The organism is Microbacterium meiriae (genome assembly GCF_040702565.1).
Taxonomy (GTDB): domain Bacteria; phylum Actinomycetota; class Actinomycetes; order Actinomycetales; family Microbacteriaceae; genus Microbacterium; species Microbacterium meiriae.
On sequence record NZ_JBFBLJ010000001.1, the window covers coordinates 404,175 to 425,972 of the forward strand.

A 21,798-nucleotide genomic window follows, 5' to 3' on the forward strand; every position below is an offset into this window, starting at 1 on the left:
GGAAGTCAGGACAGGTGACATGAAGTTCTATGCACGAAGGATCGGGTTCTACGCATTCACGCTGTGGGCCGCGATCTCCATCAACTTCCTGCTTCCCCGGCTCATGCCGGGGGATCCCGCCGACATCATGATCGCGAAGATGCAGCGGGCCGGCGGAGAGGTCTCCGAGACCACCATCCGCAACATCAAGCTCCTGCTCGGCGGTGATGATGCGTCCCTCTGGGAGCAGTACCTCGCGTACTGGGGACGCATGCTCCGCGGCGATCTCGGGGTGTCGGTGACCAAGTTCCCCACCCCGGTGGCGGAGCTGATCGCCGGCGCCCTGCCGTGGACGCTGGTGCTCGTCGGCACCGCCACGGTCATCTCCTTCCTGCTCGGCGTCGTTCTCGGCGCGTGGGCCGGGTGGAAGCGCGGCACCTGGGTCGACCACCTCATCCCGGCGACCACCGTCCTGCAGTCCATCCCGTACTTCTGGCTCGCGCTCGTCCTCATCGCCGTCTTCGCCGTCGGTCTGGGATGGTTCCCGATGTTCGGCGGGTATGACGTCTTCGACTTCCCGGACGGCCCGGAGCCGACCTGGGCGTTCTTCACCGACGCCGTCACCCACTCGCTCCTTCCCGCGATCACGATCGTGATCAGCTCGGTGGGCGGCTGGATGTTCGGCATGCGCAACATGATGGTCTCCACGCTCGCCGAGGACTACGTCCTCACCGCTGAGGCGAAGGGACTGCGGCCGCGGCGCATCATGACGACGTACGCCGCGCGGAACGCCGCCATCCCGTCGATCGCAGGCTTCTCGATCACCCTCGGCTTCGTCGTCGCCGGCTCCATCGTCATGGAGCAGGTGTTCACCTACCCGGGTGTCGGCAAGCTCATGTTCCAAGCCGTCACCAACAACGACTACGCGCTGATGCAGGGGCTGTTCCTCGTGATCACCCTCACGGTGCTCGTCGCCAACTTCTTCATGGACCTCGTCTATGGCTTCATCGACCCGAGGGCTCGCCAGAATGTCTGACACGAAGAACCCGCTCCTCGTGGAGGAGTCGCCCACCGTCGCCCCCGAGGGCACCGTCGCTCTGGCCACCCAGCGTCAGGAACGCAGACGCCGCCGCATCCTGCCCAGCACCTCGCCGAAGTTCATCGTCGGTGCCGTGCTCGTGCTCGCCATCGTGCTCTTCGCGATCATCGCGCCGTTCTTCACGCAGAACCCGCGCAGCACCGACAACCCCGCCCTCGCCGCGCCGTCGGCGGAGCATTGGCTGGGCACGACCAAGCTCGGCAACGACGTGCTCGCGCAGCTCGCGATCGGAGCGCAGGGGTCGCTGCTCATCGGCGTCACGGCCGGCGGCATCGCCATCGTGCTCTCGCTCCTCTTCGGTGTCCTGGCCGGGTACCTCGGCGGTTGGCGGGAGGACGTCCTCGCGCTGCTGACCAACGTCATGATCGTCATCCCCGGACTGCCGCTGGTCATGGTGATCGCGTCGTTCGTGCCGCAGCGCAGCTGGCAGCTCGTCGCCTTCGTCCTCGGCATCACCTCCTGGGCCGGAGCGGCGTACGTGCTGCGGCTGCAGACCCGCTCGCTCCGCACCCGCGACTACGTGTACGCGTCGAAGGTGGCGGGGGAGAAGTCCCTCCGGGTGATCCTCGTCGAGATCATGCCGAACCTGCTCCCGCTGCTGACCGCGCAGTTCCTCTTCGCGATCATCTTCGCCATCCTCGGCGAGGCGGGGCTCTCCTACCTCGGCCTCGGCCCGAACTCCTCGATCACCTGGGGCTCGATCCTCAACGACGCCCAGTCTGGTCAGGCCCTCGGCCGCGGTGCCTGGTGGTGGTTCGTGCCGCCGGGCATCATGATCGCGATCCTCGGCGCGGGGCTCGCGCTGATCAACTTCGCCATCGACGAGGTCATCAACCCGAAGCTGCGCAACGCGCCCGATGCGGCCCGTCGTCTGCGCAAGGCCGCGAAGGAGAAGGGGGTCACCGCATGAGCGACGCCGTGCTCACCGCCAGGAACGTCTCGATCGAGTACGAGGTCGACCCGCCGGTCAAAGCCGTCCGCGATGTCTCACTCACTCTCCACCGGGGCGAGATCCTCGGGCTCGCGGGGGAGTCGGGCTGCGGGAAGACCACCCTCGCGTACGGGATGAACCGGCTGCTCAAGGCGCCGGCCCTGATGACCGACGGCGAGATCGTGTTCCACGACCGCGACGGCCATGACATCGACGTCGTCGGACTCGACGGCGACGGGCTGCGCGCATTCCGCTGGGACAAGATCTCGATGGTCTTCCAGGGGGCGATGAACTCCCTCAACCCGGTCATCTCGGTCCGCGCGCAGATCTTCGACATCTTCGACACCCATCGCCCCGGCATGTCGAAGAAGGCCAAGCAGGAGCGCGCCGAGGAGCTGCTCACGCTCGTCGGCGTCGACCCCGGGCGGCTGACGAGCTTCCCGCACGAGCTCTCCGGCGGCATGCGCCAGCGCATGATGATCGCGATGGCGCTGGCACTCGACCCGCAGGTCATGATCATGGACGAGCCCACGACGGCGCTCGACGTGGTCGTGCAGCGCGGCATCATCCGGGAGATCATGCGTCTGCGGGAGAAGCTCGGGTTCGCGGTGATCTTCATCACCCACGACCTGCCCATGCTCATCGAGATCAGCGACCGCATCGCCGTCATGCTGCAGGGACGGATCGTCGAGCAGGGCACGGCCGAGGAGATCTACCGCAACCCGCAGCACGAGTACACCCAGCGGCTGCTGTCGAGCTTCCCGTCCCTCACGGGCGAGCGGGGCGACTTCGTCCGCAGCGGCGGCGTGAACCAGGAGGTCATCCGATGAGCGTGGACGGGACGAGGCGTGCGGGCACCCTCGAGGCGAGGAACCTCGTCAAGGACTTCCACCTGCGGTCGGGGTTCCGCACGAGTGTGCTGCACGCGGTGAAGGACGTGTCGTTCACCCTGGAGGCGGGGCGGACCACGGCCCTCGTCGGCGAGTCCGGGTCGGGGAAATCCACCATCGCCCGGATGCTGATGAAGCTGGAGACGCCGACCTCGGGGAGCATCCTCCTGGACGGCGAGGAATCCGGCACGCGGGGCTCGGCCCTGGAGCGCTACCGGTCGGACGTGCAGATGGTCTTCCAGGACCCGTTCGCCTCGCTGAACCCCTTCCACACGATCGTGCACCACCTGGAGCGTCCGATCCGGCTCCACCACCCGAAGCTCGACAGCCGCGAGGTGCGGGCGCGGGCGATCGAGCTGCTGGAGCGCGTGCGGCTCACTCCGGGGGAGAGCTTCGCCGAACGGCGCCCGCACGAGCTCTCCGGTGGGCAGCGGCAACGCGTGGCGATCGCGCGGGCCCTCGCCCCCGGTGCCCGGTTCATCGTGGCGGACGAGCCGGTGTCGATGCTCGACGTGTCGATCCGGCTCGGCGTGCTCAACCTGCTCGCCGAGCTGCAGCGCGAGGAGAACCTCGGCGTCCTCTACATCACACACGATCTGGCGACCGCGCGGCACTTCTCCGACGACATCATGGTGCTCTTCCAGGGCGATGTCGTGGAGCGGGGAACAGCCGACGAGGTGATCCTGAACCCGCAGCACGAGTACACCAAGACGCTCCTGGCGGCGGCACCCGAACCGGAGAACCTCGGCAGGCTCCGTGACGAGGTCAGGGCGGAGCTCGCCCTGGGCTCCTGAGCGGGCGGGGGAGACCGCTAGACTGAACCCACAATCGAAGACAGGCCGAACGACCGACGCGGGAGAGCCCCGGCGCATGCAGCCGGGCACCGAAGGAGCAAGCCTCCCCGCCAATCTCTCAGGTACGCGTACCGCGGAGGTCCGGCCGCTCTGAAAAGCGATCCCGAGCACCGGGGGATCCGCCGACGGTGAAAGCCCTGTGCACGCGCGCGGGCGAAGCTCTCAGGCCCATGACAGAGGGGGAGTTCCCAGGGACGACGTCGTCGTCCCGCCCGACCCAGCCCGGGAGAACTCCATGTCCGACCCCCGCTACACCCCGTTGCGCGAGCGCCATGAGGCGCTCGGCGCCTCCTTCACCGATTTCGGCGGCTGGCAGATGCCGGTGCGCTACACGTCCGACCTCGCCGAACACCACGCGGTGCGGCAGGCGGCGGGCGTCTTCGACATCTCGCACATGGCGGAGTTCACGGTCCGCGGCACCGGTGCCGCGGCGTTCCTCGACTACGCCCTCGCCGGACGGCTGTCCGCGCTCGCGGTCGGCAAGGCGAAGTACTCGCTGCTGCTGACGCCTCAGGGCGGCATCGTCGACGATGTGATCGTCTACCGCCTGGCTGACGACGACTTCCTCATCATCTCCAACGCGGGCAACCGCGAGGCCGTGCGTCAGGCACTCACCGAGCGGGTGGCGGACGCCGACGCGGGCCCCGTGGAGGTCGCGGACGTCTCGGACGACTACGCGCTGATCGCTGTGCAGGGCCCGCGGGCCGAGGAGATCCTCGCCACGACGGCGGGCATCGCCGACGTCAGCGTCCCGTGGGCGGAGCAGAAGTACTACGCGTGGGCGACCGCGAGGTTCGCCGGAGAGCCGCTGCTCCTCGCCCGCACCGGCTACACCGGAGAGGACGGCTTCGAGCTCCTCGTCCCGGCCGCCCACGCGACCGCGCTGTGGGACGCGGTGCTCGACGCCGGTACTCCGCACGGTCTGGTTCCCGCCGGCCTCGCCGCCCGCGACACGCTCCGGCTGGAGGCCGGCATGCCGCTGTACGGCCATGAGCTCAGCCTCGCCACCGCACCCGCCCAGGCCGGCCTCGGTCGCGTCGTGGTCGCCGCGAAGGAGCGTTTCGTCGGCAAGGACGCGCCGGCGCCCGCCGACGACGCCCGGATCCTGGTCGGCCTGACGGCGGAGGGGCGACGCGCCGGCCGTGCCGGCTACGCGGTCGTCGACGCCGACGGCACTCCGATCGGAGAGATCACCAGCGGCGCCCTGAGCCCGACGCTCGGCCACCCCATCGCGATGGCCTTCGTCGACCCTTCTTCCGCAGAGGAGGGAACCGCAGTATTCCTTGATGTGCGGGGGACCCGCATCCCCGCGACCGTGACCGCCCTGCCTTTCTACCGGAGGACAAAATGACCGACCTCAGCGCACTCCGCTACACCGACGAGCACGAGTGGATCGCCGGTGATGGCGACACCGTCACCATCGGCATCACCGACTACGCCGCCGAGAAGTTGGGGGACGTCGTCTTCGTCGAACTCCCCGCCGTCGGCACCGAGCTGACCGCCGGCTCCGTCGTCGGCGAGATCGAGTCCACCAAGTCGGTCGGGGAGCTCTACGCCCCGGTCGCAGGCACGGTCGTCGAGATCAACGACGCCGTCGTCGACGACCCCTCGCTCGTCAACGCCGAGCCGTTCGAGGGCGGCTGGCTGCTCAAGGTGTCCGTCGCCGCCGGCGCGCTGGACGGACTGCTGGACCGCGACGCCTACGTCGCACTCACGGAGGGCTGATCCGGAAGTGGTTGCATTCGCCGATCGTCACATCGGACCGACCGAGGCCGCCCAGCGCACGATGCTCGACGCGCTCGGTCTCGGCTCCGTCGACAGCGGGACGCTGAGCCCGGTCGAGGAGCTCATGCGTCAGGCCGTCCCCGCCTCGATCTACACGGGACCGGAGGGCGCGGTCGCCGACTCCCGCATCCCGGTCGCCGCGTCGGAGACCGAGGCGCTGGCCGAGCTGCGTGCCCTCGCCGGGCGCAACACCGTGAACCGCTCGATGATCGGCCTCGGTTACTACGGCACCGTCACCCCGCAGGTCATCCAGCGCAACGTCCTCGAGAACCCGTCCTGGTACACGGCCTACACGCCGTACCAGCCCGAGATCTCGCAGGGGCGCCTGGAAGCGCTGATCAACTTCCAGACGATGGTGGCCGAGCTCACCGGCCTCACCACCGCGAACGCGTCGATGCTCGACGAGTCCACCGCGGTCGTGGAGGCGATGCTGCTCGCGCGCCGGGCATCGAAGACCGCGTCGAACGTGTTCGCAGTGGACGCGGATGCGCTGCCCCAGACGAAGGCCATGCTCGCGTCCCGCGCCGAGGCGCTCGGCATCGAGCTCGTCGCGGTCGACTTCGCGGCGGGGGAGGAGCTCCCCGCCGAGCTCTTCGGCGTCTTCGTGCAGTATCCGGGGGCTTCGGGCCGCGTGTGGGATCCGTCCGCGGTGTTCGACGCCGCGCACGTCGCCGGCGCGCTCGCCGTCGCGGCCGCCGACCTGCTCGCGCTGACGCTCCTCACCGCGCCCGGCACCCTCGGGGCCGACGTGGCCGTGGGCACGACGCAGCGCTTCGGTGTGCCGATGGGCTTCGGCGGCCCGCACGCCGGCTACATGGCCGTGCGCGCAGGCCTGGAGCGGCAGCTGCCCGGACGCCTCGTCGGCGTCTCCGTCGACGCCGAAGGCAAGCCGGCCTACCGCCTCTCGCTGCAGACCCGCGAGCAGCACATCCGCCGCGAGAAGGCGACGTCGAACATCTGCACCGCTCAGGTGCTCCTCGCCGTGATGGCGTCGATGTACGCGGTCTACCACGGCCCGGACGGGCTTCGACAGATCGCCCGCGAAGTGACCGCCAAGGCGACCCTGCTGCGCGAGTGGCTCGTCGAGGCCGGCGCCGAGGTCGTCCACGAGCACTTCTTCGACACACTGACCGTGCGCGTCCCCGGCCGGGCGGCGGAGTACGCGGACCAGGCACGGGGCGGCTACGGCATCCTCCTGCGGGTCGCCGACGTCGACACGATCGGCATCGCGGTCGACGAGACGACCACGGTGGCCCAGCTGCACCAGGTCGCGCAGGTCTTCGGAGGGAAGCAGGAGCGCGCCTTCGGCTTCGGCCTCGGCGACGCGGACGCGCTGCCGGACGCCCTCCGCCGCGCGGACGAGTACCTCACGCACCCGGTGTTCCGCAGCCACCGCAGCGAGACCGCCATGATGCGGTACCTGAAGAGCCTGTCCGACCGGGACTACGCGCTCGACCGCGGCATGATCCCGCTCGGCTCGTGCACCATGAAGCTCAACGCCGCCACGGAGATGGCCGCCATCACGTGGCCGGAGTTCGCGGGCATCCACCCGTTCGCCCCGGAGGCCGACGTGCGCGGCTACCTGGAGCTCATCGACCAGCTCGAGAGCTGGCTCGCCGAGATCACCGGGTACGACGCGGTGTCGCTGCAGCCGAACGCCGGATCCCAGGGGGAGCTCGCCGGCCTCCTCGCGATCCGCGGCTACCACCGCGCGAACGGCGACGACCACCGCATCGTGTGCCTCATCCCGTCCTCCGCCCACGGCACGAACGCGGCCTCCGCCGTGCTCGCGGGCATGAAGGTCGTCGTGGTGGCGAGCGATGCGCTCGGCAACGTCGACCTGGACGACCTGCGCGCGAAGATCGCCCAGCACGCCGACGACCTGGCGGCGCTGATGATCACGTACCCGTCCACGCACGGCGTGTACGAGGAGCAGGTCGTCGAGATCACCGGGGCGGTGCACGCGGCCGGCGGTCAGGTGTACGTCGACGGCGCGAACCTCAACGCGCTCCTCGGCTACGCCCGCTTCGGCGACCTGGGCGGCGACGTCTCGCACCTCAACCTGCACAAGACGTTCGCCATCCCGCACGGCGGCGGCGGCCCGGGCATCGGTCCGGTCGCGGCGAAGGCGCACCTCGCGCCGCACCTGCCGTCGCACCCGCTCGCGCAGCGCGCCGAGCACTTCGGCGGCCACACGTTCGAGGGCGCCGTGATCTCCGCGGCACCGTACGGCTCCGCGGGCATCCTCCCGATCTCGTGGGCGTACGTGCGCATGATGGGGGCCGAGGGGCTCCGGCGCGCGACCGCCGCGGCGGTCCTCTCGGCGAACTACATCGCCGAGCGCCTCGGCGGCCACTTCCCGGTGCTCTACACGGGGGAGAACGGTCGGGTCGCGCACGAGTGCATCCTCGACCTGCGTCCGCTCAAGGAGGCCACCGGCATCTCCGTCGACGACGTCGCCAAGCGCCTGATCGACTACGGGTTCCACGCCCCGACCATGTCGTTCCCGGTCGCCGGCACCCTCATGGTGGAGCCCACCGAGTCGGAGGACCTCGACGAGATCGAGCGGTTCATCGAGGCGATGATCATGATCAAGGCCGAGGCGGACGCCGTCGCCGCGGGGCGCTGGCCCGCAGACGACAACCCGCTCGTGCACGCCCCGCACACCGCGGTCTCGCTCATCGCGGGGGAGTGGGCGCACGCCTACACCCGCGAGGAGGCCGCCTATCCGGTGCGCTCGCTGGTGGCGGCGAAGTACTGGCCGCCGGTCCGCCGGATCGACCAGGCGTACGGCGACCGCAACCTCGTCTGCGCCTGCCCGCCGATCGAGGCCTTCGCCTGACACGGACCCGCACGACGAACGGCGTCGCGCCCGCCTCCCGGCGGCGCGGCGCCGTTCGCGTTACGCCATGTTTCCGTCATGTGACAGATGGTCACCACTCAGTAACAGTTCGTTAGCCGAACGTCCTGGACTCGCGACCCCCGGGTTACGCTCAGGTATCCCTGCGCGCTCGATGATGAGCCGCGCAGAATTCCCACGTCCACAGGAGGACAAAAGTGAAGCGCAACAAGATCGCCCTCGCGGGCAGCGCACTGTTCGTGATCGGCGCCCTGACTCTCGCCGGCTGCGCGAGCGGCGGCGGCAACTCGGGAGACGACGGCAGCGGGGCGAAGGCCGACCCGGATGCCATCATCACCACGAACGGCTCCGAGCCCGAGAACCCGCTCATCCCGACCAACACCAACGAGGTCGGCGGCGGCAAGATCCTCGACGAGATCTTCGCCGGGCTCGTCTACTACGACGCCGAGGGCAAGCCGGTCAACGACATGGCCGAGGAGATCGTGACCGAAGACCCGCAGCACCTCACGGTGACGCTGAAGGAGGGGCAGACCTTCTCCGACGGCGAAGAGGTCACGGCCGACAACTTCATCAAGGCGTGGAACTACGGCGCCCAGGCGGAGAACGCGCATCTCTCGAACTACTTCTTCGAGGACATCGAGGGCTTCCAGAACACCGAAGAGGTGTACGGCGCGCAGGGCGACCTGACCGGCCTCGAGCAGGTGGACGACTACACCTTCAAGATCACCCTGAACAAGCCGGCCGCCGACTTCGCGCTGCGCCTCGGCTACTCGGCGTACTACCCGCTGCCTGACGCGGCGTTCGAGGACATGGACGCCTTCGGGGAGAACCCGATCGGCAACGGTCCGTACAAGCTCGACGGCGAGGGCGCCTGGCAGCACGACGTGCAGATCGACCTGGTCCGCAACGACGACTACGAGGGCGGGCGCCAGGCGAAGAACGGCGGTCTCACGATCAAGTTCTACGCGACCCAGGATGCGGCCTACGCGGACCTGCAGGGCAACAAGGTCGACGTCATCGACGTCATCCCCGCCGTCTCGCTGCCCACGTTCCAGGATGACCTCGGCGACCGCGCTGTGAACCAGCCGTCCGCCGTGTTCCAGTCGTTCACGATCGGGCAGTTCCTGCCGCACTTCTCGGGCGAAGAGGGCATCCTCCGTCGCCAGGCCATCTCGATGGCGTTCGACCGCGACCAGATCACCGACAAGATCTTCTTCGGCACCCGCACCACGGCCTCCGACTTCACGTCGCCGGTCATCGACGGCTGGTCGGACTCGATCTCGGGCAACGAGGTCCTGAAGTACGACCCGGAGAAGGCCAAGGAGCTGTGGGCCGAGGCCGACGCGATCTCCCCGTGGGAGGGCGAGTTCAAGATCGCCTACAACACCGACGGCGGCCACCAGGAGTGGGTCGAGGCCGTGACCAACGCGATCTCCAACACGCTGGGCATCGAGGCCTCGGGCGACCCGTACCCGACCTTCTCGGTCATCCGCGAGGAGATCAACAACAACAGCATCAAGACCGCCGCCCGCTCGGGTTGGCAGGCCGACTACCCCGGTCTGTACAACTTCCTCGGCCCGCTCTACGCGACCAACGCCGGTTCGAACGACGGCGACTACTCGAACCCCGAGTTCGACAAGCTGATCGCCGACGGCATCAGCAACACCGACACCGCGGCTCAGGTCGAGGAGTTCACCAAGGCGCAGGAGATCCTCTTCAACGACCTCCCCGCGATCCCGCTGTGGTACTCCAACGTGACCGGTGGCTACGCCGACACGGTGGACAACGTCACCTTCGGCTGGAACTCGGTGCCGCTGTACTACGAGATCACGAAGGCTGCCGAATAGGCCTGACGGAGCTCGCAAACGCGAGGCGGTGACGGTCTTCCGTCACCGCCTCGTCGGGTGCTTCCGTCCTGCCTGTTCGCGACCGCCCGAAAGCGACAGCGGATGCTCAGCTATATCCTCAGACGTCTTCTCCAGGTGATCCCCGTCTTCTTCGGGGCCACTCTGCTCATCTACTTCCTCGTCTTCGCGATGCCGGGAGACCCGATCCTCGCGCTGTTCGGCGACCGTACGCCCAGCGAGGCCCTCGTCAACGCGCTCCGCGAGGAGTACCACCTCAACGATCCGTTCCTGGTGCAGTACTGGTACTACATCACCGGTGTCTTCCAGGGTGATCTCGGCGTGACGTTCTCCGGCCGGCCGGTCTCCGACGTTCTCGTCGACACCCTGCCGGTCACGGGTCGTCTCGCGATCATGGCGATCGGCATCGAGTTCGCCCTCGCGATCTCCGTCGGAACCATCTCGGCGCTGCGCAAGGGGAAGCTCTTCGATACGACGGCCCTGCTCGTCGCGCTCGTGGCCCTCGCCATCCCGATCTTCGTGATGTGCTTCCTTGCGCAGTACTTCCTGGCGATCCAGTGGGGCTGGTTCAGCCCCACGGTCGGCTCCGACAACGACTGGGGCGGCCTGTGGCTCCCCGCGCTCGTCCTCGGGTTCAGCCTGTTCGCCGTCAGCATGCGCCTGATGCGCAGCTCGGTGATCGACACCCTCAACCAGGACTGGGTGCGCACGGCATACAGCAAGGGGCTCTCGCGGCGACGCGTCCTCCCCGTGCACGTGCTGCGCAACTCCCTCATCCCGGTCATCACCAACTCCGCCACGAACTTCGGTGTCCTTCTCGTCGGGGCCACCGTGACCGAGGGGATCTTCAACATCCCCGGTGTCGGCAACACGCTCTATCAGGCGGCGATCCGGGGCGAGGGGCCGACCGTGGTCTCCTTCGTCACGGTGTTCGTCATCCTGTACGTGCTGGTGAACCTTGTCATCGACCTGCTCTACGGTCTGCTCGACCCGAGGATCCGCTATGTCTGACCCCACCACGCAGAACCACTACGTCGCCCCGGTCGAGACCGAGACGATCTCCGTCGACGCCGTCCGCGTCGGCGAGAAGCCCAGCAACCTGTGGCGTGACGCCTGGCGGGACCTGCGCCGTCGTCCGCTGTTCTGGTTCGCCGTGTTCCTCGCCGCCGTGTTCGTGCTGATGTCGTTCTGGCCGACGCTGTTCACACAGGTCAATCCGCGCGTGTGCGAACTGACGTACAGCAACGAGGGACCCACCGCGGGTCATCCGCTCGGCTACAACTTCCAGGGATGCGACATCTACGCGCGTGTCGTGTGGGGTGCGCAGACCTCGCTCGCCGTCGGACTGATCGCGACCGTGATCTCCGCGGTCCTCGGCCTGATCATGGGAGCGATCGCCGGTTTCTACGGCGGCTGGCTCGATGCCCTCCTCTCCCGCGTGGGCGACATCTTCTTCGCGATCCCGTACATCCTCGCCGCGCTCGTCGTGATGACGGTGCTGTCGGACTACCGGTCGGTGTGGACGCTCGCGCTCGCCATCGGCGGGTTCTCCTGGGCCTCGACGGCTCGCGTCGTGCGTGCCGAGATCCTGCGGGTGCGTCAGGCGGACTTCGTCATGGCATCGCGCGCCCTGGGGCTGTCGCAGTTCAAGACGCTGGTGACCCACGTCGTTCCCAACGGGATCGCACCGCTGCTGGTCGTGTCGACGCTCGGCCTCGCCGCCGCCATCGTGGCCGAGGCGACGCTGTCGTTCCTGGGCGTCGGGCTCGACGGCACCGTCGTCTCCTGGGGCAAGGACATCAGCCAGGCGCAGGCGGCTCTGCGCGTCGCTCCGATGTCCCTCATCTATCCGTCGATCGCGCTCACCCTCGCGGTGCTCGCTTTCGTGAGCCTCGGCGAGCTCATCCGAGACGCCATCGACCCGAAGGCGAGGGCTCGCCGATGAGCGACCGCAACACCCCACAGATCCCATTGCTGAGCGTGCGCGACCTCACCGTCGCGTTCCGCACGCAGGACGGGATGCGCGAGGTCCTGCACGGGATCACGTTCGATGTGATGCCCGGTGAGACCGTGGCCATCGTCGGCGAGTCCGGCTCGGGCAAGTCGACCACGGCGACCGCCATCGTCGACCTGCTCCCGGGCACGGGGACGATCACGGGCGGGTCCATCACGCTGGAGGGACGCCCGCTGACCGGGCTGAGCCGGCGCGACATGGAGGCGGTGCGCGGTCGAGACATCGGCTTCGTCCCGCAGGACCCGATGTCGAGCCTGAACCCCGTGTGGAGCATCGGCTTCCAGGTGAAGGAGGCCGTCCGCGCGAACGGCGTCGCCCAGGGGCGCGCCGCCGCGAAGGCGCGGACGATCGAGGTGCTGCAGCAGGCCGGGCTGGCGGATGCCGAGCGTCGCCTGCACCAGTATCCGCACCAGTTCTCCGGCGGTATGCGCCAGCGGGCGCTGATCGGGATCGGTCTCGCGGCCGACCCGAAGCTCCTCATCGCCGACGAGCCGACCTCGGCTCTCGACGTGACGGTGCAGCGGGTCATCCTCGACCACATGGCGTCGCTCACGCGCGATAAGGGCACCTCGGTGCTGCTGATCACGCACGACCTGGGACTCGCGGCCGAACGCGCCGAGAAGATCATCGTCATGAACGGCGGCAACATCGTCGAGGCGGGCCCCAGCCGGCAGATCCTGGAGAACCCGCAGCACCCGTACACGAAGCGACTGGTCGCTGCGGCGCCCAGCGTCGCCTCGCAGCGGATCCAGGCGGTGGTGGAGGACCGGGGCATCGAGACGCTCGACGACCTGGCCGACATCCCGCCGACGGTCCGCGTGGCCGGCCTGACCAAGGACTACAAGATCCGGCAGGGCAACTTCCGCAGCGAGGCGTTCCGGGCGGTGGACGACGTGTCGTTCGAGATCCCGCGCGGAAAGACGCTGGCCCTCGTCGGCGAGTCGGGTTCGGGGAAGTCCACGGTCGCGAAGATGGTCCTCAAGCTGGAGGAGCCGACGAGCGGGACGATCGAGATCGACGGGCAGGACGTGTCCCACCTGTCGAACGCGCAGTCGTTCGGACTCCGCCGGCGCATGCAGCCGGTGTTCCAGGACCCCTATGGGTCCCTGGATCCGCTGCGGAACATCGGCAACACCATCGCGGAGCCGCTGCAGATCCACGGCGTCGGCGACCGGGCCTCGCATCGCGCCCGTGTGGAGGAGCTCCTGGAGCAGGTCGCCCTGCCGCAGGCGCTGGCCACGCGCTATCCGAACGAGCTCTCCGGCGGACAGCGTCAGCGCGTCGCGATCGCGCGTGCGCTGGCGCTCAAGCCCGACATCATCGTCCTCGACGAGGCGGTGTCGGCGCTCGACGTGCTCGTGCAGGATCAGATCCTGAAGCTCCTCGCCGACCTGCAGTCCGAGCTCGACCTCACCTACCTCTTCATCACGCACGACCTCGCGGTCGTCCGGGTCTCCAGTGACCTGGTCTGCGTCATGGAGAAGGGCAAGGTGGTCGAGCAGGGGACGGTCGACGAGATCTTCGCGAACCCGCAGGAGGAGTACACGGATCGTCTGCTGCAGGCGATCCCGGGTGCGTCGATCCCGCTCGGCGGCCTCTGAGGTGGCATCTCCCGGACACCCCGAGGGCGCACGGACCTTCCGTGCGCCCTCGGGCACCGTCGTCTTCGTGCTCAGCATCCTGCTCGTGCTGTTCCTGCTGGGCGACACCGTCGTCAACGGCAGCATCGTGCAGGCGCTGCTCGTGGCGCCCTGGCTGCTGCTCGGCCTGTGGATCGTGTACGAGACGGCCTTCGTCTCCTTCGTCCGCGTGGATCAGGAGGGGGCTGTGGTGCAGAACCTGCTGCGTCGCACGACCTTCGGCTGGGCGCACGTGCAGGACATCGACATGCGGTGGCAGCTCGAGTTCACGCTGGACGACGGCCGCACCCTGAGCTGCTGGGGCGGACCGGCCAAGGCGCGTCCGCCTCGTCGCTCCCGCGAGGAGGACGCCGAGCCGAAGGTGCCGTCGGCGCTCCGGGTGCTCACGGGCATCCGCGATCTGTGGACCGCGGCTCCCTCGACGGCGGACGCGCCGATCCGACGCAGCTGGGACGGCACGGCCCTCATCGCCCTCGCGGTGATCGTGCTGTGGGCCGTCGCGGCGCTCGTCGTCGTCAACCTCGGCTGAGCGGGCCTCAGCCGGGAAGACCGAACAGGGCGGGCCAGGCGGCCGCGGCCCAGGGGTAGCCGACGAAGGCCGCCGCGTCGATGAGGAAGTGCGCCACCAGGAACGGCAGCAGCCGACCGGTGCGGTGGTAGAGCCATCCGAAGAGCAGCCCCATCGCGAGGTTGCCGATGAAGGCGCCGGGCCCCTGATAGAGGTGGTACGTCGCGCGGAGCACCGAGGTCGAGACGATGATCGTCCATGGCGACCACCCCAGCTGCCGCAGGCGGGCGAACAGGTACCCGAGCACGACGAACTCCTCCTGCAGCGACGCGCGCGCGGCGGCGAGCAGCAGGATCGGCACGGTCCACCAATGGGCGTCCAGGCCCGCGGGGTTCACGGCGACGAAGAGTCCGAGGGCCCGGCCGCCGAAGTAGAGCGCCAGTCCCGGCACGCCGATCGCGAGGACGAGGAGCGCGCCGCGGCCGATGTCGCCCGCCACCCGGGTGCCGTCGAGTCCCAGCCGCTCCAGGTGGGGGCGGCGGCGCTGCCACAACAGGAAGCAGACGAGGAGCACAGGCACCAGCCCGAAGCCGATCGACAGCACCTGATAGATGAGGTCGAACACCTCCCGGTCGCTGCGGGAGGGGTTGAGGGTGGCCGTCTGATCCGCGAGGGGCGTGTCGTCCGTGAGTCGATAGGCGAGCTGCACGATCGCGTAGATCGCGGACTGACCGAGACCCAGGGCCAGCACGATGGCGATCTCCCACCACAGCCGCCCTGAGCCTTCGCGCGGCTCGTCGCTCCGCCTCGGCGCGGTCGAGGACGTCTGCGGGACCGGGGGAGTCGGGTCGGGGAGGGTCACGGGACGATGGTACGACGTGCGTTCAGGAACCCGATCCGCGCGTACGTTATCCTGGAACGTCGGCTTCCCGGCGCAACCCCACACTCTTTGAGGACCCTTGTATGGCGCACGCCCTCCGCTCTGACCTCCGCAACGTCGCAATCGTCGCCCACGTCGACCACGGCAAGACCACGCTCGTCGACGCGATGCTCCGCCAGACGGGCTCCTTCGGCGACCACTCGCACGTGGAGGAGCGCGCGATGGACTCCAACGACCTGGAGCGCGAGAAGGGCATCACGATCCTCGCCAAGAACACGGCGATCACCTACAAGGGCAAGCACGCCGACGGCAAGGAGATCACGATCAACGTGATCGACACCCCCGGCCACGCCGACTTCGGTGGTGAGGTCGAGCGCGGCCTGTCGATGGTCGACGGCGTCGTGCTCCTCGTCGACGCGAGCGAGGGCCCGCTGCCGCAGACCCGCTTCGTGCTGCGCAAGGCGCTCGAGGCCAAGCTCCCCGTCATCCTCCTGGTCAACAAGACCGACCGTCCGGACGCCCGGATCGCCGAGGTCGAGGAGGAGGCGCACGACCTGCTGCTGGGCCTCGCCTCCGACCTGGTCGACGACGTGCCGGACCTCGACGTCGACGCGCTGCTCGACGTGCCGGTGGTCTACGCCTCCGGTCGCGCCGGCGCTGCATCGCGGAACCGTCCCGCCGATGGAGCGCTGCCCGACAACGACGACCTCGAGCCCCTGTTCGAAGCGATCCTCGAGCACGTCCCCGCTCCGGCGTACGACGACGAGGCTCCGCTGCAGGCCTGGGTCACGAACCTCGACTCCAGCCCGTTCCTCGGCCGCCTCGCCCTGCTGCGCGTCTTCAACGGCACGCTCAAGAAGGGCCAGACGGTGGCCTGGGTGCGTGCCGACGGCACCACGAGCAACGCGCGCGTCACCGAGCTGCTCAAGACCCGCGCTCTCGAGCGCTACCCGGCCGAGTCGGCCGGCCCCGGCGACATCGTCGCGATCGCCGGTTTCGAGAACATCACCATCGGCGAGACCATCGCCGACCCGGAGGACGTCCGCCCGCTTCCCGCGATCACGGTCGACGACCCCGCCATCTCGATGACGATCGGCACCAACACCTCGCCCCTCATGGGCAAGGTCAAGGGGCACAAGCTCACGGCGCGCATGGTCAAGGACCGTCTCGACAAGGAGCTCATCGGAAACGTCTCGCTCAAGGTCGTCGACATCGGGCGCCCGGATGCGTGGGAGGTGCAGGGCCGCGGCGAGCTGGCCCTCGCCATCCTCGTCGAGAACATGCGTCGTGAGGGCTTCGAGCTCACCGTGGGCAAGCCGCAGGTGGTCACCAAGAAGATCGACGGCAAGACCTATGAGCCGTTCGAGCACCTGACCATCGACACGCCGGAGGAGCACCTCGGCGCGATCACGCAGCTCCTCGCGAACCGCAAGGGCCGCATGGAGAACATGACCAACCACGGCACCGGCTGGGTGCGCATGGAGTTCATCGTCCCGTCGCGCGGTCTGATCGGCTTCCGCAGCGAGTTCCTCACCACGACCCGCGGCACCGGCATCGCGAACGCGATCTCGCACGGCTACGAGCCGTGGGCCGGTTCCATCACGACGCGCCAGAACGGCTCGATCGTCGCCGACCGCCAGGGTGTCGTCACCCCGTTCGCGATGATCGCCCTGCAGGAGCGCATGTCGTTCTTCGTGCAGCCCACGCAGGAGGTCTACGAGGGCATGGTCATCGGCGAGAACTCCCGCGCCGACGACATGGACGTGAACATCACCAAGGAGAAGAAGCTCACCAACATGCGTGCGGCCAGCTCCGACACGTTCGAGTCGATGACGCCCCCGCGCGTGCTGACCCTCGAGGAGAGCCTCGAGTTCGCCCGTGACGACGAATGCGTCGAGGTCACGCCCGAGGTCGTCCGCATCCGCAAGGTGATCCTCGACCAGACCGTCCGTGGTCGCGAGGCCTCGCGCCTCAAGCGTCAGGACGCGAACGCCTGATCGTCTCGCACTCCTCTCGAGAGGGCCCCACGCCGCCATCTGGCCGCGTGGGGCCCTCTCTCATGAAAATCCCAGGTGAGGGCTAGTTTTCGTTCAGGTTGATGGCGCAGACTCGTTCACTTGCGCCCGGGGCGAGCTCCCGATGAGTCCCCTGAAAGGGCGTACGACGACCCGAAAGTCACAGCCTTGCTTCAGAAGACCCGTGCGCTTCGGCGCGCCTCCGACGCGGCAGCCGCTCGCGCCACTGTCACCCGTACACCCCTGATCGCCCTCGGTGCCGCCACGGCCGCGCTCGTCGGCATCACCCTCAGCGTCGGCCTCGCCTCCGCCCCGGCAGCCGGGGCCGAGCGCTCCGACACCGCCTCTGCCGTCACGAGCCAGAACCTGGGCTCCGTGCCCCTCACCCGCATCGCCGACAAGGCCGTCATGACGGTCTCTGACGGAACCGACGCGGTCGCCGCGGCGAAGAGCCTGACCGCGGAGGTCGCCGAGTCGGGCCTCGACGTGAGCGCCGCGGCGCCCGTCGACACCACCGCGCTCGAAGACGACCTGGAGACCCTCGCCGACCGATCCACGCTCCCGCTGGTCCTGACCACCGTGACGGCCGAGCAGGCCGAGGCGGAGACCGAGAAGGTCGTGACCGCCACGGCTGACCTCCAGAAGGCCTTCACCGCCGCGCAGGAGAAGAAGGCGGCCGACGACGCCGCCCGCGCGGCCGAGGAGAAGGCGGCGGCTGCGGCGGCTGCACTCGCCTCCGCGAACACCCCGGACGGCGCTCGGGCCACGGCGCAGCAGATGATGGCGGACCGCTACGGCTGGGGTGGCGACCAGTTCTCCTGCCTGAACTCGCTGTGGAACAAGGAGTCCGGCTGGAACTACCAGGCGTACAACAACGACGGGGGAGCGACCGGCATCCCGCAGGCGCTGCCCGGCAGCAAGATGGCCACGGCGGGCGCCGACTGGCAGACGAACGCCGCCACCCAGATCGCCTGGGGCCTGAAGTACATCGCCGACGCCTACGGCACCCCGTGCAGCGCCTGGGGACACTCCCAGGCCATGAACTGGTACTGAGCCGCAGAGCCGGCTCCTCGCGGAGGATCTGCCCCTAGCCGTCACCCGACACGGGCGCTACCGTGTCAGGGAGACGGCTGGGGGCGTCGCGATTCCGAGGAGGAGTGGTGCTCGATCCCACCGTCTGGCTCGATGTCCCTCAGGAGGTCTCCACGGGCACGCTGCCCGGGTGGGAGCGGGTGGACGAGCTCGTCCGCGAGGCCCACGCCCGGTACGCGGACGAGGTGTCCGGCCAGGTGGCGGACTACATCCCCGTGCTCGCCGCGGTCGATCCGGAGCTCTTCGGGCTCGCGGTGATCGAGGTGGGCGGCGGCATCCACGACGCCGGAGACGCCCTGCACCCGTTCTCCATCCAGTCGATCTCGAAGATGTTCGTCTATGCGCTGGCCATCCAGGAGCACGGCCACGAGCGGGTCCGCGAGATCGTGGGTGTGAACAACACCGGGCTCGCCTTCAACTCGGTCGTGGCGCTGGAGCTCAACGACGGGCATCCGCGCAACCCGATGGTCAACGCCGGGGCGATCGCCACCACGGCGCTCATGCCGGGCGCCACGGCGGTGGAGCAGTGGGAGCGTGTCCGCGAGGGGCTGTCCGCCTTCGCCGGACGGCCCCTGAGCCTGGACGGCGAGGTCTACGCGTCCGAGGCGGGGTCGAACGAGCGCAACCGGGCCCTGGGCTGGTTGCTGCGCAGCTACGGCCGGCTCGCCGGCGACCCCGATGAGATCGTCGACGTCTACACCCGGCAGTGCGCGCTGGCGGTCACCGCGCACGACCTCGCCGTCATGGGGGCCACGCTCGCCGACGGCGGAGTGAACCCGGTGACGGGGGAGCGGGTGGTCTCCGCGGACGTCTGCCGTGACACGCTGGCCGTCGTCGCGGCGAGCGGGCTGTACGAGCGGTCGGGCGACTGGCTGTTCGAGATCGGTCTGCCCGCCAAGTCGGGTGTCGCCGGCGGCCTCGTCGCGGTCTCTCCTGGCAAGGGCGCCGTCGCCGGGTTCTCACCCCGCCTGGACGAGGCGGGCAACTCGATCCGGTCGCAGATGGCGATCGGACACCTGTCGCGGTCGCTCGGGCTGAACCTCTTCGCCTCCGCGCCCGCCCGTGAGCATGCCGGCGGGGCGGGCGCCTCGTCGTCGTCGGAAGGAGAGCGCTCATGACCCGCACGGCTCCCGCACCCGTGAAGACGTCCTGGCTGCCGATGGTCAGCCTGTTCCTCGCGCAGGTGCTCATGTCCTTCAACGTCGCGGCGCTGCCGATCTCGCTCGGCGGCATGGTGGCCGACTTCGGCGTACCGCCGACCATCGCGAGCACGACGATCGTGATGTACGGCCTCGCCGTCGCCGCGCTCGTGATGACCGGTGCCAAACTCGGGCAGCGCGTCGGCTGGGTGCTGATCTTCCGCGTCGTCGTCGCGCTCTTCGCCGGGTCCGCCGTGATGATGCTCCTCGCCCCGACCGTCTGGTGGGCCATCGCCGGGCAGGCTGTCGCGGGTGCGGCCGCCGCGATCATCGTCCCCTCGATCGTGGCCCTGATCGCCGAGAACTACCGGGGACCGCAGCAGGCCACCGCGATCGGAGCGATCGGCTCGGCACGCGCGATCTCCGGCGTCAGCGCCTTCCTCATCGGAGGGACGCTCGGCACCCTCGTCGGGTGGCGTCCGCTGTTCGTCATCGTGCTGGCGATCGCCGTGGCTGTCTTCGCCCTGAGCTTCACGCTGCGCGGCGACCGCGGCGACGCGGCGATCCGCATCGATCTCGTCGCCGCCCTCCTCATCGGCGCGGCGATCGTGCTGCTCACCCTCGGGTTCAACAACCTGAACAGCTGGGGAGCACTCGCGGCGGCGCCGTCCGCGCCGTTCTCCGTCCTCGGACTCTCGCCCGCCCCGATCTTCATCGTCCTGGGCATCATCCTGGGCCAGGGGTTCTTCCTGTGGACCCGGCGGCGGATGGCCGAGGGGAAGGTGCCGCTGATCGACCTGACCGTGCTGGGCTCGTCGCGGGAGCGCGCCGCGGTGTACGCCATGTTCATCGTCGTCGCCCTCGAGGCCTGCGTGAACTTCACGGTGCCGCTGTACATCCAGATCGTCCAGGGACGCACGCCGTTCGATACGGCCCTGGCGATGATGCCGTTCAACCTCACGGTGTTCATCACGGCGACGCTCGTCGTGCGCTTCTACAGGCGATATCCGCCGCGGACGATCGGCGTGTTCGGGTTCATCCTCACCACGGCGGCGCTCGTCTGGCTGTCGGTCGTGGTGACGAACAACTGGGAGACGGTGCCGACCATCGCCGGGCTCGTCGTGTTCGGCATCGGCCAGGGCGCCCTCGTCACCCTGGTGTTCAACGTACTGGTGACGGCGGCGCCGCCCGAGCTCGCCGGCGACGTCGGGTCGCTGCGCGGCACCACGCAGAACCTGGCCTCCGCCGTGGGGACCGCGCTCGCCGGGGCGCTGCTGGTGTCCCTGCTCGCGCTCAACGTCGGCCGCGCGGTCGTGGAGCATCCCGAGCTGCCGCCGTCGCTGGTGTCGCAGGTCGATCTGAACGAGGTGAACTTCATCAGCAACGACGAACTGCGCGCGGTGCTGGAGACCACGGACGCGACGCCGGAACAGGTCGACGCCGCGGTCGCCGTGAACGAGGAGTCGCGGCTGCGCACGCTCAAGCTCGGCCTTCTGATCCTCGCCGCGGTGAGCGCGCTCGCGATCCTGCCCGCGTCGCGCCTGCCGCAGTACCGACCGCACGAGATCCCCGACCCGTCGCCGACGGGGCCGGGGGAGTGAACCTCAGCGCAGCTCGGAGATGAGGACGGCGCTCGTGCCGGGCTCGACCGCCTCGAAGACGTGCGCGACGTTGCCGGCATAGGTCAGATAGTCGCCGGGGTTCAGCACCACGGCATCGTCGGGGGGACCGACCCGTGCCTGCCCGGCGATGAGGATCACGTGCTCGACCGTGCCCGCGTGGTGGGGGTCGGACCGGCGGGGGTCGCCGGGCTCCGCCTGGATCAGGTAGACGTCCCTCCGGGCACCCGGAGGGCTCGCGGAGAGCAGGGTGGCGCTGTAGGCCGCGGCGGAGGACGGCACGCCCGCGAGGTCGTCGGCGCGGATGAGGGTCGGGGCGTTGGCCTGCTGGTCGACGAGCACCGCGAAGGGCACGCCGAGCGCGACGCCCAGCGCCCACAGCGTCTCCACGCTCGGATTGCCGGCACCGCTCTCGAGCTGCGAGACCGTGGCCTTCGAGATCCCGGCCCGTCGGGCGAGTTCGGAGACGGACAGGTTCGCGGCCTCGCGCTCGCGGCGGAGCGTGCGGGCGATGCGGGTGCGGAGATCCTCCATGCGTTCATCATGGCAAACGATCGTTCGCTTGACTATACGGATCGCCATGTTCAGAATGATGATCGTGTGTTCAGTGAAGCGAACGTCGCGGTGG

18 protein-coding genes and 2 riboswitches are annotated in these 21,798 nt (G+C 69.2%); of the genes, 16 read left to right on the plus strand and 2 right to left on the minus strand.

Translation table 11 applies throughout. The annotated features are described in order from the left end of the window. The first annotated feature begins 19 nt into the window (after positions 1-19). From AB0310_RS01945 to AB0310_RS02000, 12 genes are all read left to right on the plus strand, one after another. Positions 20-1,015, plus strand: a complete 996-nt coding sequence (locus AB0310_RS01945; RefSeq protein ID WP_280568520.1) for an ABC transporter permease — start codon at positions 20-22, stop codon at positions 1,013-1,015. After that, positions 1,008-1,988 (plus strand): ABC transporter permease, encoded by a 981-nt coding sequence (locus tag AB0310_RS01950; protein WP_259962736.1) that lies wholly within the window; start codon positions 1,008-1,010, stop codon positions 1,986-1,988. The genes AB0310_RS01945 and AB0310_RS01950 overlap by 8 nt, the downstream gene beginning before the upstream one ends. Next, complete coding sequence (locus AB0310_RS01955) at positions 1,985-2,839, plus strand: ABC transporter ATP-binding protein (RefSeq protein WP_268777760.1); 855 nt, start codon at positions 1,985-1,987, stop codon at positions 2,837-2,839. Before AB0310_RS01950 ends, AB0310_RS01955 begins: the two co-directional genes overlap by 4 nt. After that, complete coding sequence (locus AB0310_RS01960; protein ID WP_187663636.1) at positions 2,836-3,693, plus strand: ABC transporter ATP-binding protein; 858 nt, start codon at positions 2,836-2,838, stop codon at positions 3,691-3,693. Before AB0310_RS01955 ends, AB0310_RS01960 begins: the two co-directional genes overlap by 4 nt. A gap of 49 nt (positions 3,694-3,742) precedes the next feature. Beyond that, positions 3,743-3,837: riboswitch (glycine riboswitch) on the plus strand. Between the two features lies 1 nt (position 3,838). After that, a riboswitch (glycine riboswitch) is annotated at positions 3,839-3,937 on the plus strand. A gap of 51 nt (positions 3,938-3,988) precedes the next feature. Further along, the gene (gcvT, locus tag AB0310_RS01965; RefSeq protein WP_366236476.1) at positions 3,989-5,104 is read left to right on the plus strand and encodes a glycine cleavage system aminomethyltransferase GcvT; all 1,116 of its coding nucleotides are present in this window, start codon (positions 3,989-3,991) and stop codon (positions 5,102-5,104) included. Continuing rightward, positions 5,101-5,478 (plus strand): glycine cleavage system protein GcvH, encoded by a 378-nt coding sequence (gene gcvH, locus AB0310_RS01970; RefSeq protein WP_060923660.1) that lies wholly within the window; start codon positions 5,101-5,103, stop codon positions 5,476-5,478. Before gcvT ends, gcvH begins: the two co-directional genes overlap by 4 nt. Positions 5,479-5,539: 61 nt before the next feature. Further along, positions 5,540-8,380 carry an aminomethyl-transferring glycine dehydrogenase gene (gcvP, locus tag AB0310_RS01975; protein ID WP_522727332.1) on the plus strand — a complete coding sequence of 947 codons (2,841 nt, stop codon included), beginning with the start codon at positions 5,540-5,542 and terminating at the stop codon, positions 8,378-8,380. Between the two features lie 215 nt (positions 8,381-8,595). Continuing rightward, positions 8,596-10,245 (plus strand): peptide ABC transporter substrate-binding protein, encoded by a 1,650-nt coding sequence (locus AB0310_RS01980; RefSeq protein WP_187663639.1) that lies wholly within the window; start codon positions 8,596-8,598, stop codon positions 10,243-10,245. Between the two features lie 102 nt (positions 10,246-10,347). Then, positions 10,348-11,274, plus strand: coding sequence for an ABC transporter permease (locus tag AB0310_RS01985; protein ID WP_187663640.1), 927 nt, complete (start codon positions 10,348-10,350; stop codon positions 11,272-11,274). Beyond that, positions 11,267-12,208 (plus strand): ABC transporter permease, encoded by a 942-nt coding sequence (locus AB0310_RS01990; protein WP_366236478.1) that lies wholly within the window; start codon positions 11,267-11,269, stop codon positions 12,206-12,208. The genes AB0310_RS01985 and AB0310_RS01990 overlap by 8 nt, the downstream gene beginning before the upstream one ends. Further along, positions 12,205-13,878, plus strand: a complete 1,674-nt coding sequence (locus AB0310_RS01995) for a dipeptide ABC transporter ATP-binding protein (RefSeq protein ID WP_187663642.1) — start codon at positions 12,205-12,207, stop codon at positions 13,876-13,878. Before AB0310_RS01990 ends, AB0310_RS01995 begins: the two co-directional genes overlap by 4 nt. 1 nt (position 13,879) lies before the next feature. Then, positions 13,880-14,446, plus strand: coding sequence for a PH domain-containing protein (locus AB0310_RS02000; RefSeq protein ID WP_366236479.1), 567 nt, complete (start codon positions 13,880-13,882; stop codon positions 14,444-14,446). A gap of 7 nt (positions 14,447-14,453) precedes the next feature. Here AB0310_RS02000 and AB0310_RS02005 read toward each other — a convergent pair whose 3' ends face one another. Continuing rightward, positions 14,454-15,287 (minus strand): CPBP family intramembrane glutamic endopeptidase, encoded by an 834-nt coding sequence (locus AB0310_RS02005; protein ID WP_522727326.1) that lies wholly within the window; start codon positions 15,285-15,287, stop codon positions 14,454-14,456. A 101-nt stretch (positions 15,288-15,388) separates the two neighbouring features. On the opposite strand from AB0310_RS02005, the gene typA reads away from it, so the two are divergent. From typA to AB0310_RS02025, 4 genes are all read left to right on the plus strand, one after another. Then, positions 15,389-17,302 (plus strand): translational GTPase TypA, encoded by a 1,914-nt coding sequence (typA, locus tag AB0310_RS02010; RefSeq protein WP_187663645.1) that lies wholly within the window; start codon positions 15,389-15,391, stop codon positions 17,300-17,302. 186 nt (positions 17,303-17,488) lie between these two features. Further along, a complete protein-coding gene (locus AB0310_RS02015; RefSeq protein ID WP_366236480.1) occupies positions 17,489-18,373 on the plus strand; it encodes an aggregation-promoting factor C-terminal-like domain-containing protein in 885 nt (294 codons plus the stop codon). Between the two features lie 107 nt (positions 18,374-18,480). Next, positions 18,481-19,530 (plus strand): glutaminase A, encoded by a 1,050-nt coding sequence (gene glsA / locus AB0310_RS02020; protein ID WP_187663647.1) that lies wholly within the window; start codon positions 18,481-18,483, stop codon positions 19,528-19,530. Next, on the plus strand, positions 19,527-21,152 hold the full coding sequence (locus AB0310_RS02025) for an MFS transporter (protein ID WP_259962796.1): 1,626 nt from the start codon (positions 19,527-19,529) through the stop codon (positions 21,150-21,152). Before glsA ends, AB0310_RS02025 begins: the two co-directional genes overlap by 4 nt. A gap of 3 nt (positions 21,153-21,155) precedes the next feature. Here the strand turns inward: AB0310_RS02025 and relB are convergent, their stop codons facing one another. Next, positions 21,156-21,704, minus strand: a complete 549-nt coding sequence (gene relB, locus AB0310_RS02030; RefSeq protein ID WP_366236481.1) for a type II toxin-antitoxin system RelB family anti-toxin — start codon at positions 21,702-21,704, stop codon at positions 21,156-21,158. Positions 21,705-21,798: the final 94 nt, after the last annotated feature.

Coding starts and splice junctions, on each gene's coding strand:
- AB0310_RS01985 (WP_187663640.1), top strand. CDS start 10,348: ATGCTCAGCTATATCCTCAGACGTCTTCTCCAGGTGATCCCCGTCTTC.
- relB (WP_366236481.1), bottom strand. CDS start 21,704: ATGGAGGATCTCCGCACCCGCATCGCCCGCACGCTCCGCCGCGAGCGC.
- AB0310_RS02025 (WP_259962796.1), top strand. CDS start 19,527: ATGACCCGCACGGCTCCCGCACCCGTGAAGACGTCCTGGCTGCCGATG.
- AB0310_RS01950 (WP_259962736.1), top strand. CDS start 1,008: ATGTCTGACACGAAGAACCCGCTCCTCGTGGAGGAGTCGCCCACCGTC.
- gcvT (WP_366236476.1), top strand. CDS start 3,989: ATGTCCGACCCCCGCTACACCCCGTTGCGCGAGCGCCATGAGGCGCTC.
- AB0310_RS01945 (WP_280568520.1), top strand. CDS start 20: ATGAAGTTCTATGCACGAAGGATCGGGTTCTACGCATTCACGCTGTGG.
- AB0310_RS01960 (WP_187663636.1), top strand. CDS start 2,836: ATGAGCGTGGACGGGACGAGGCGTGCGGGCACCCTCGAGGCGAGGAAC.
- AB0310_RS01990 (WP_366236478.1), top strand. CDS start 11,267: ATGTCTGACCCCACCACGCAGAACCACTACGTCGCCCCGGTCGAGACC.
- gcvH (WP_060923660.1), top strand. CDS start 5,101: ATGACCGACCTCAGCGCACTCCGCTACACCGACGAGCACGAGTGGATC.
- gcvP (WP_522727332.1), top strand. CDS start 5,540: ATGCTCGACGCGCTCGGTCTCGGCTCCGTCGACAGCGGGACGCTGAGC.
- AB0310_RS01955 (WP_268777760.1), top strand. CDS start 1,985: ATGAGCGACGCCGTGCTCACCGCCAGGAACGTCTCGATCGAGTACGAG.
- typA (WP_187663645.1), top strand. CDS start 15,389: ATGGCGCACGCCCTCCGCTCTGACCTCCGCAACGTCGCAATCGTCGCC.
- AB0310_RS01995 (WP_187663642.1), top strand. CDS start 12,205: ATGAGCGACCGCAACACCCCACAGATCCCATTGCTGAGCGTGCGCGAC.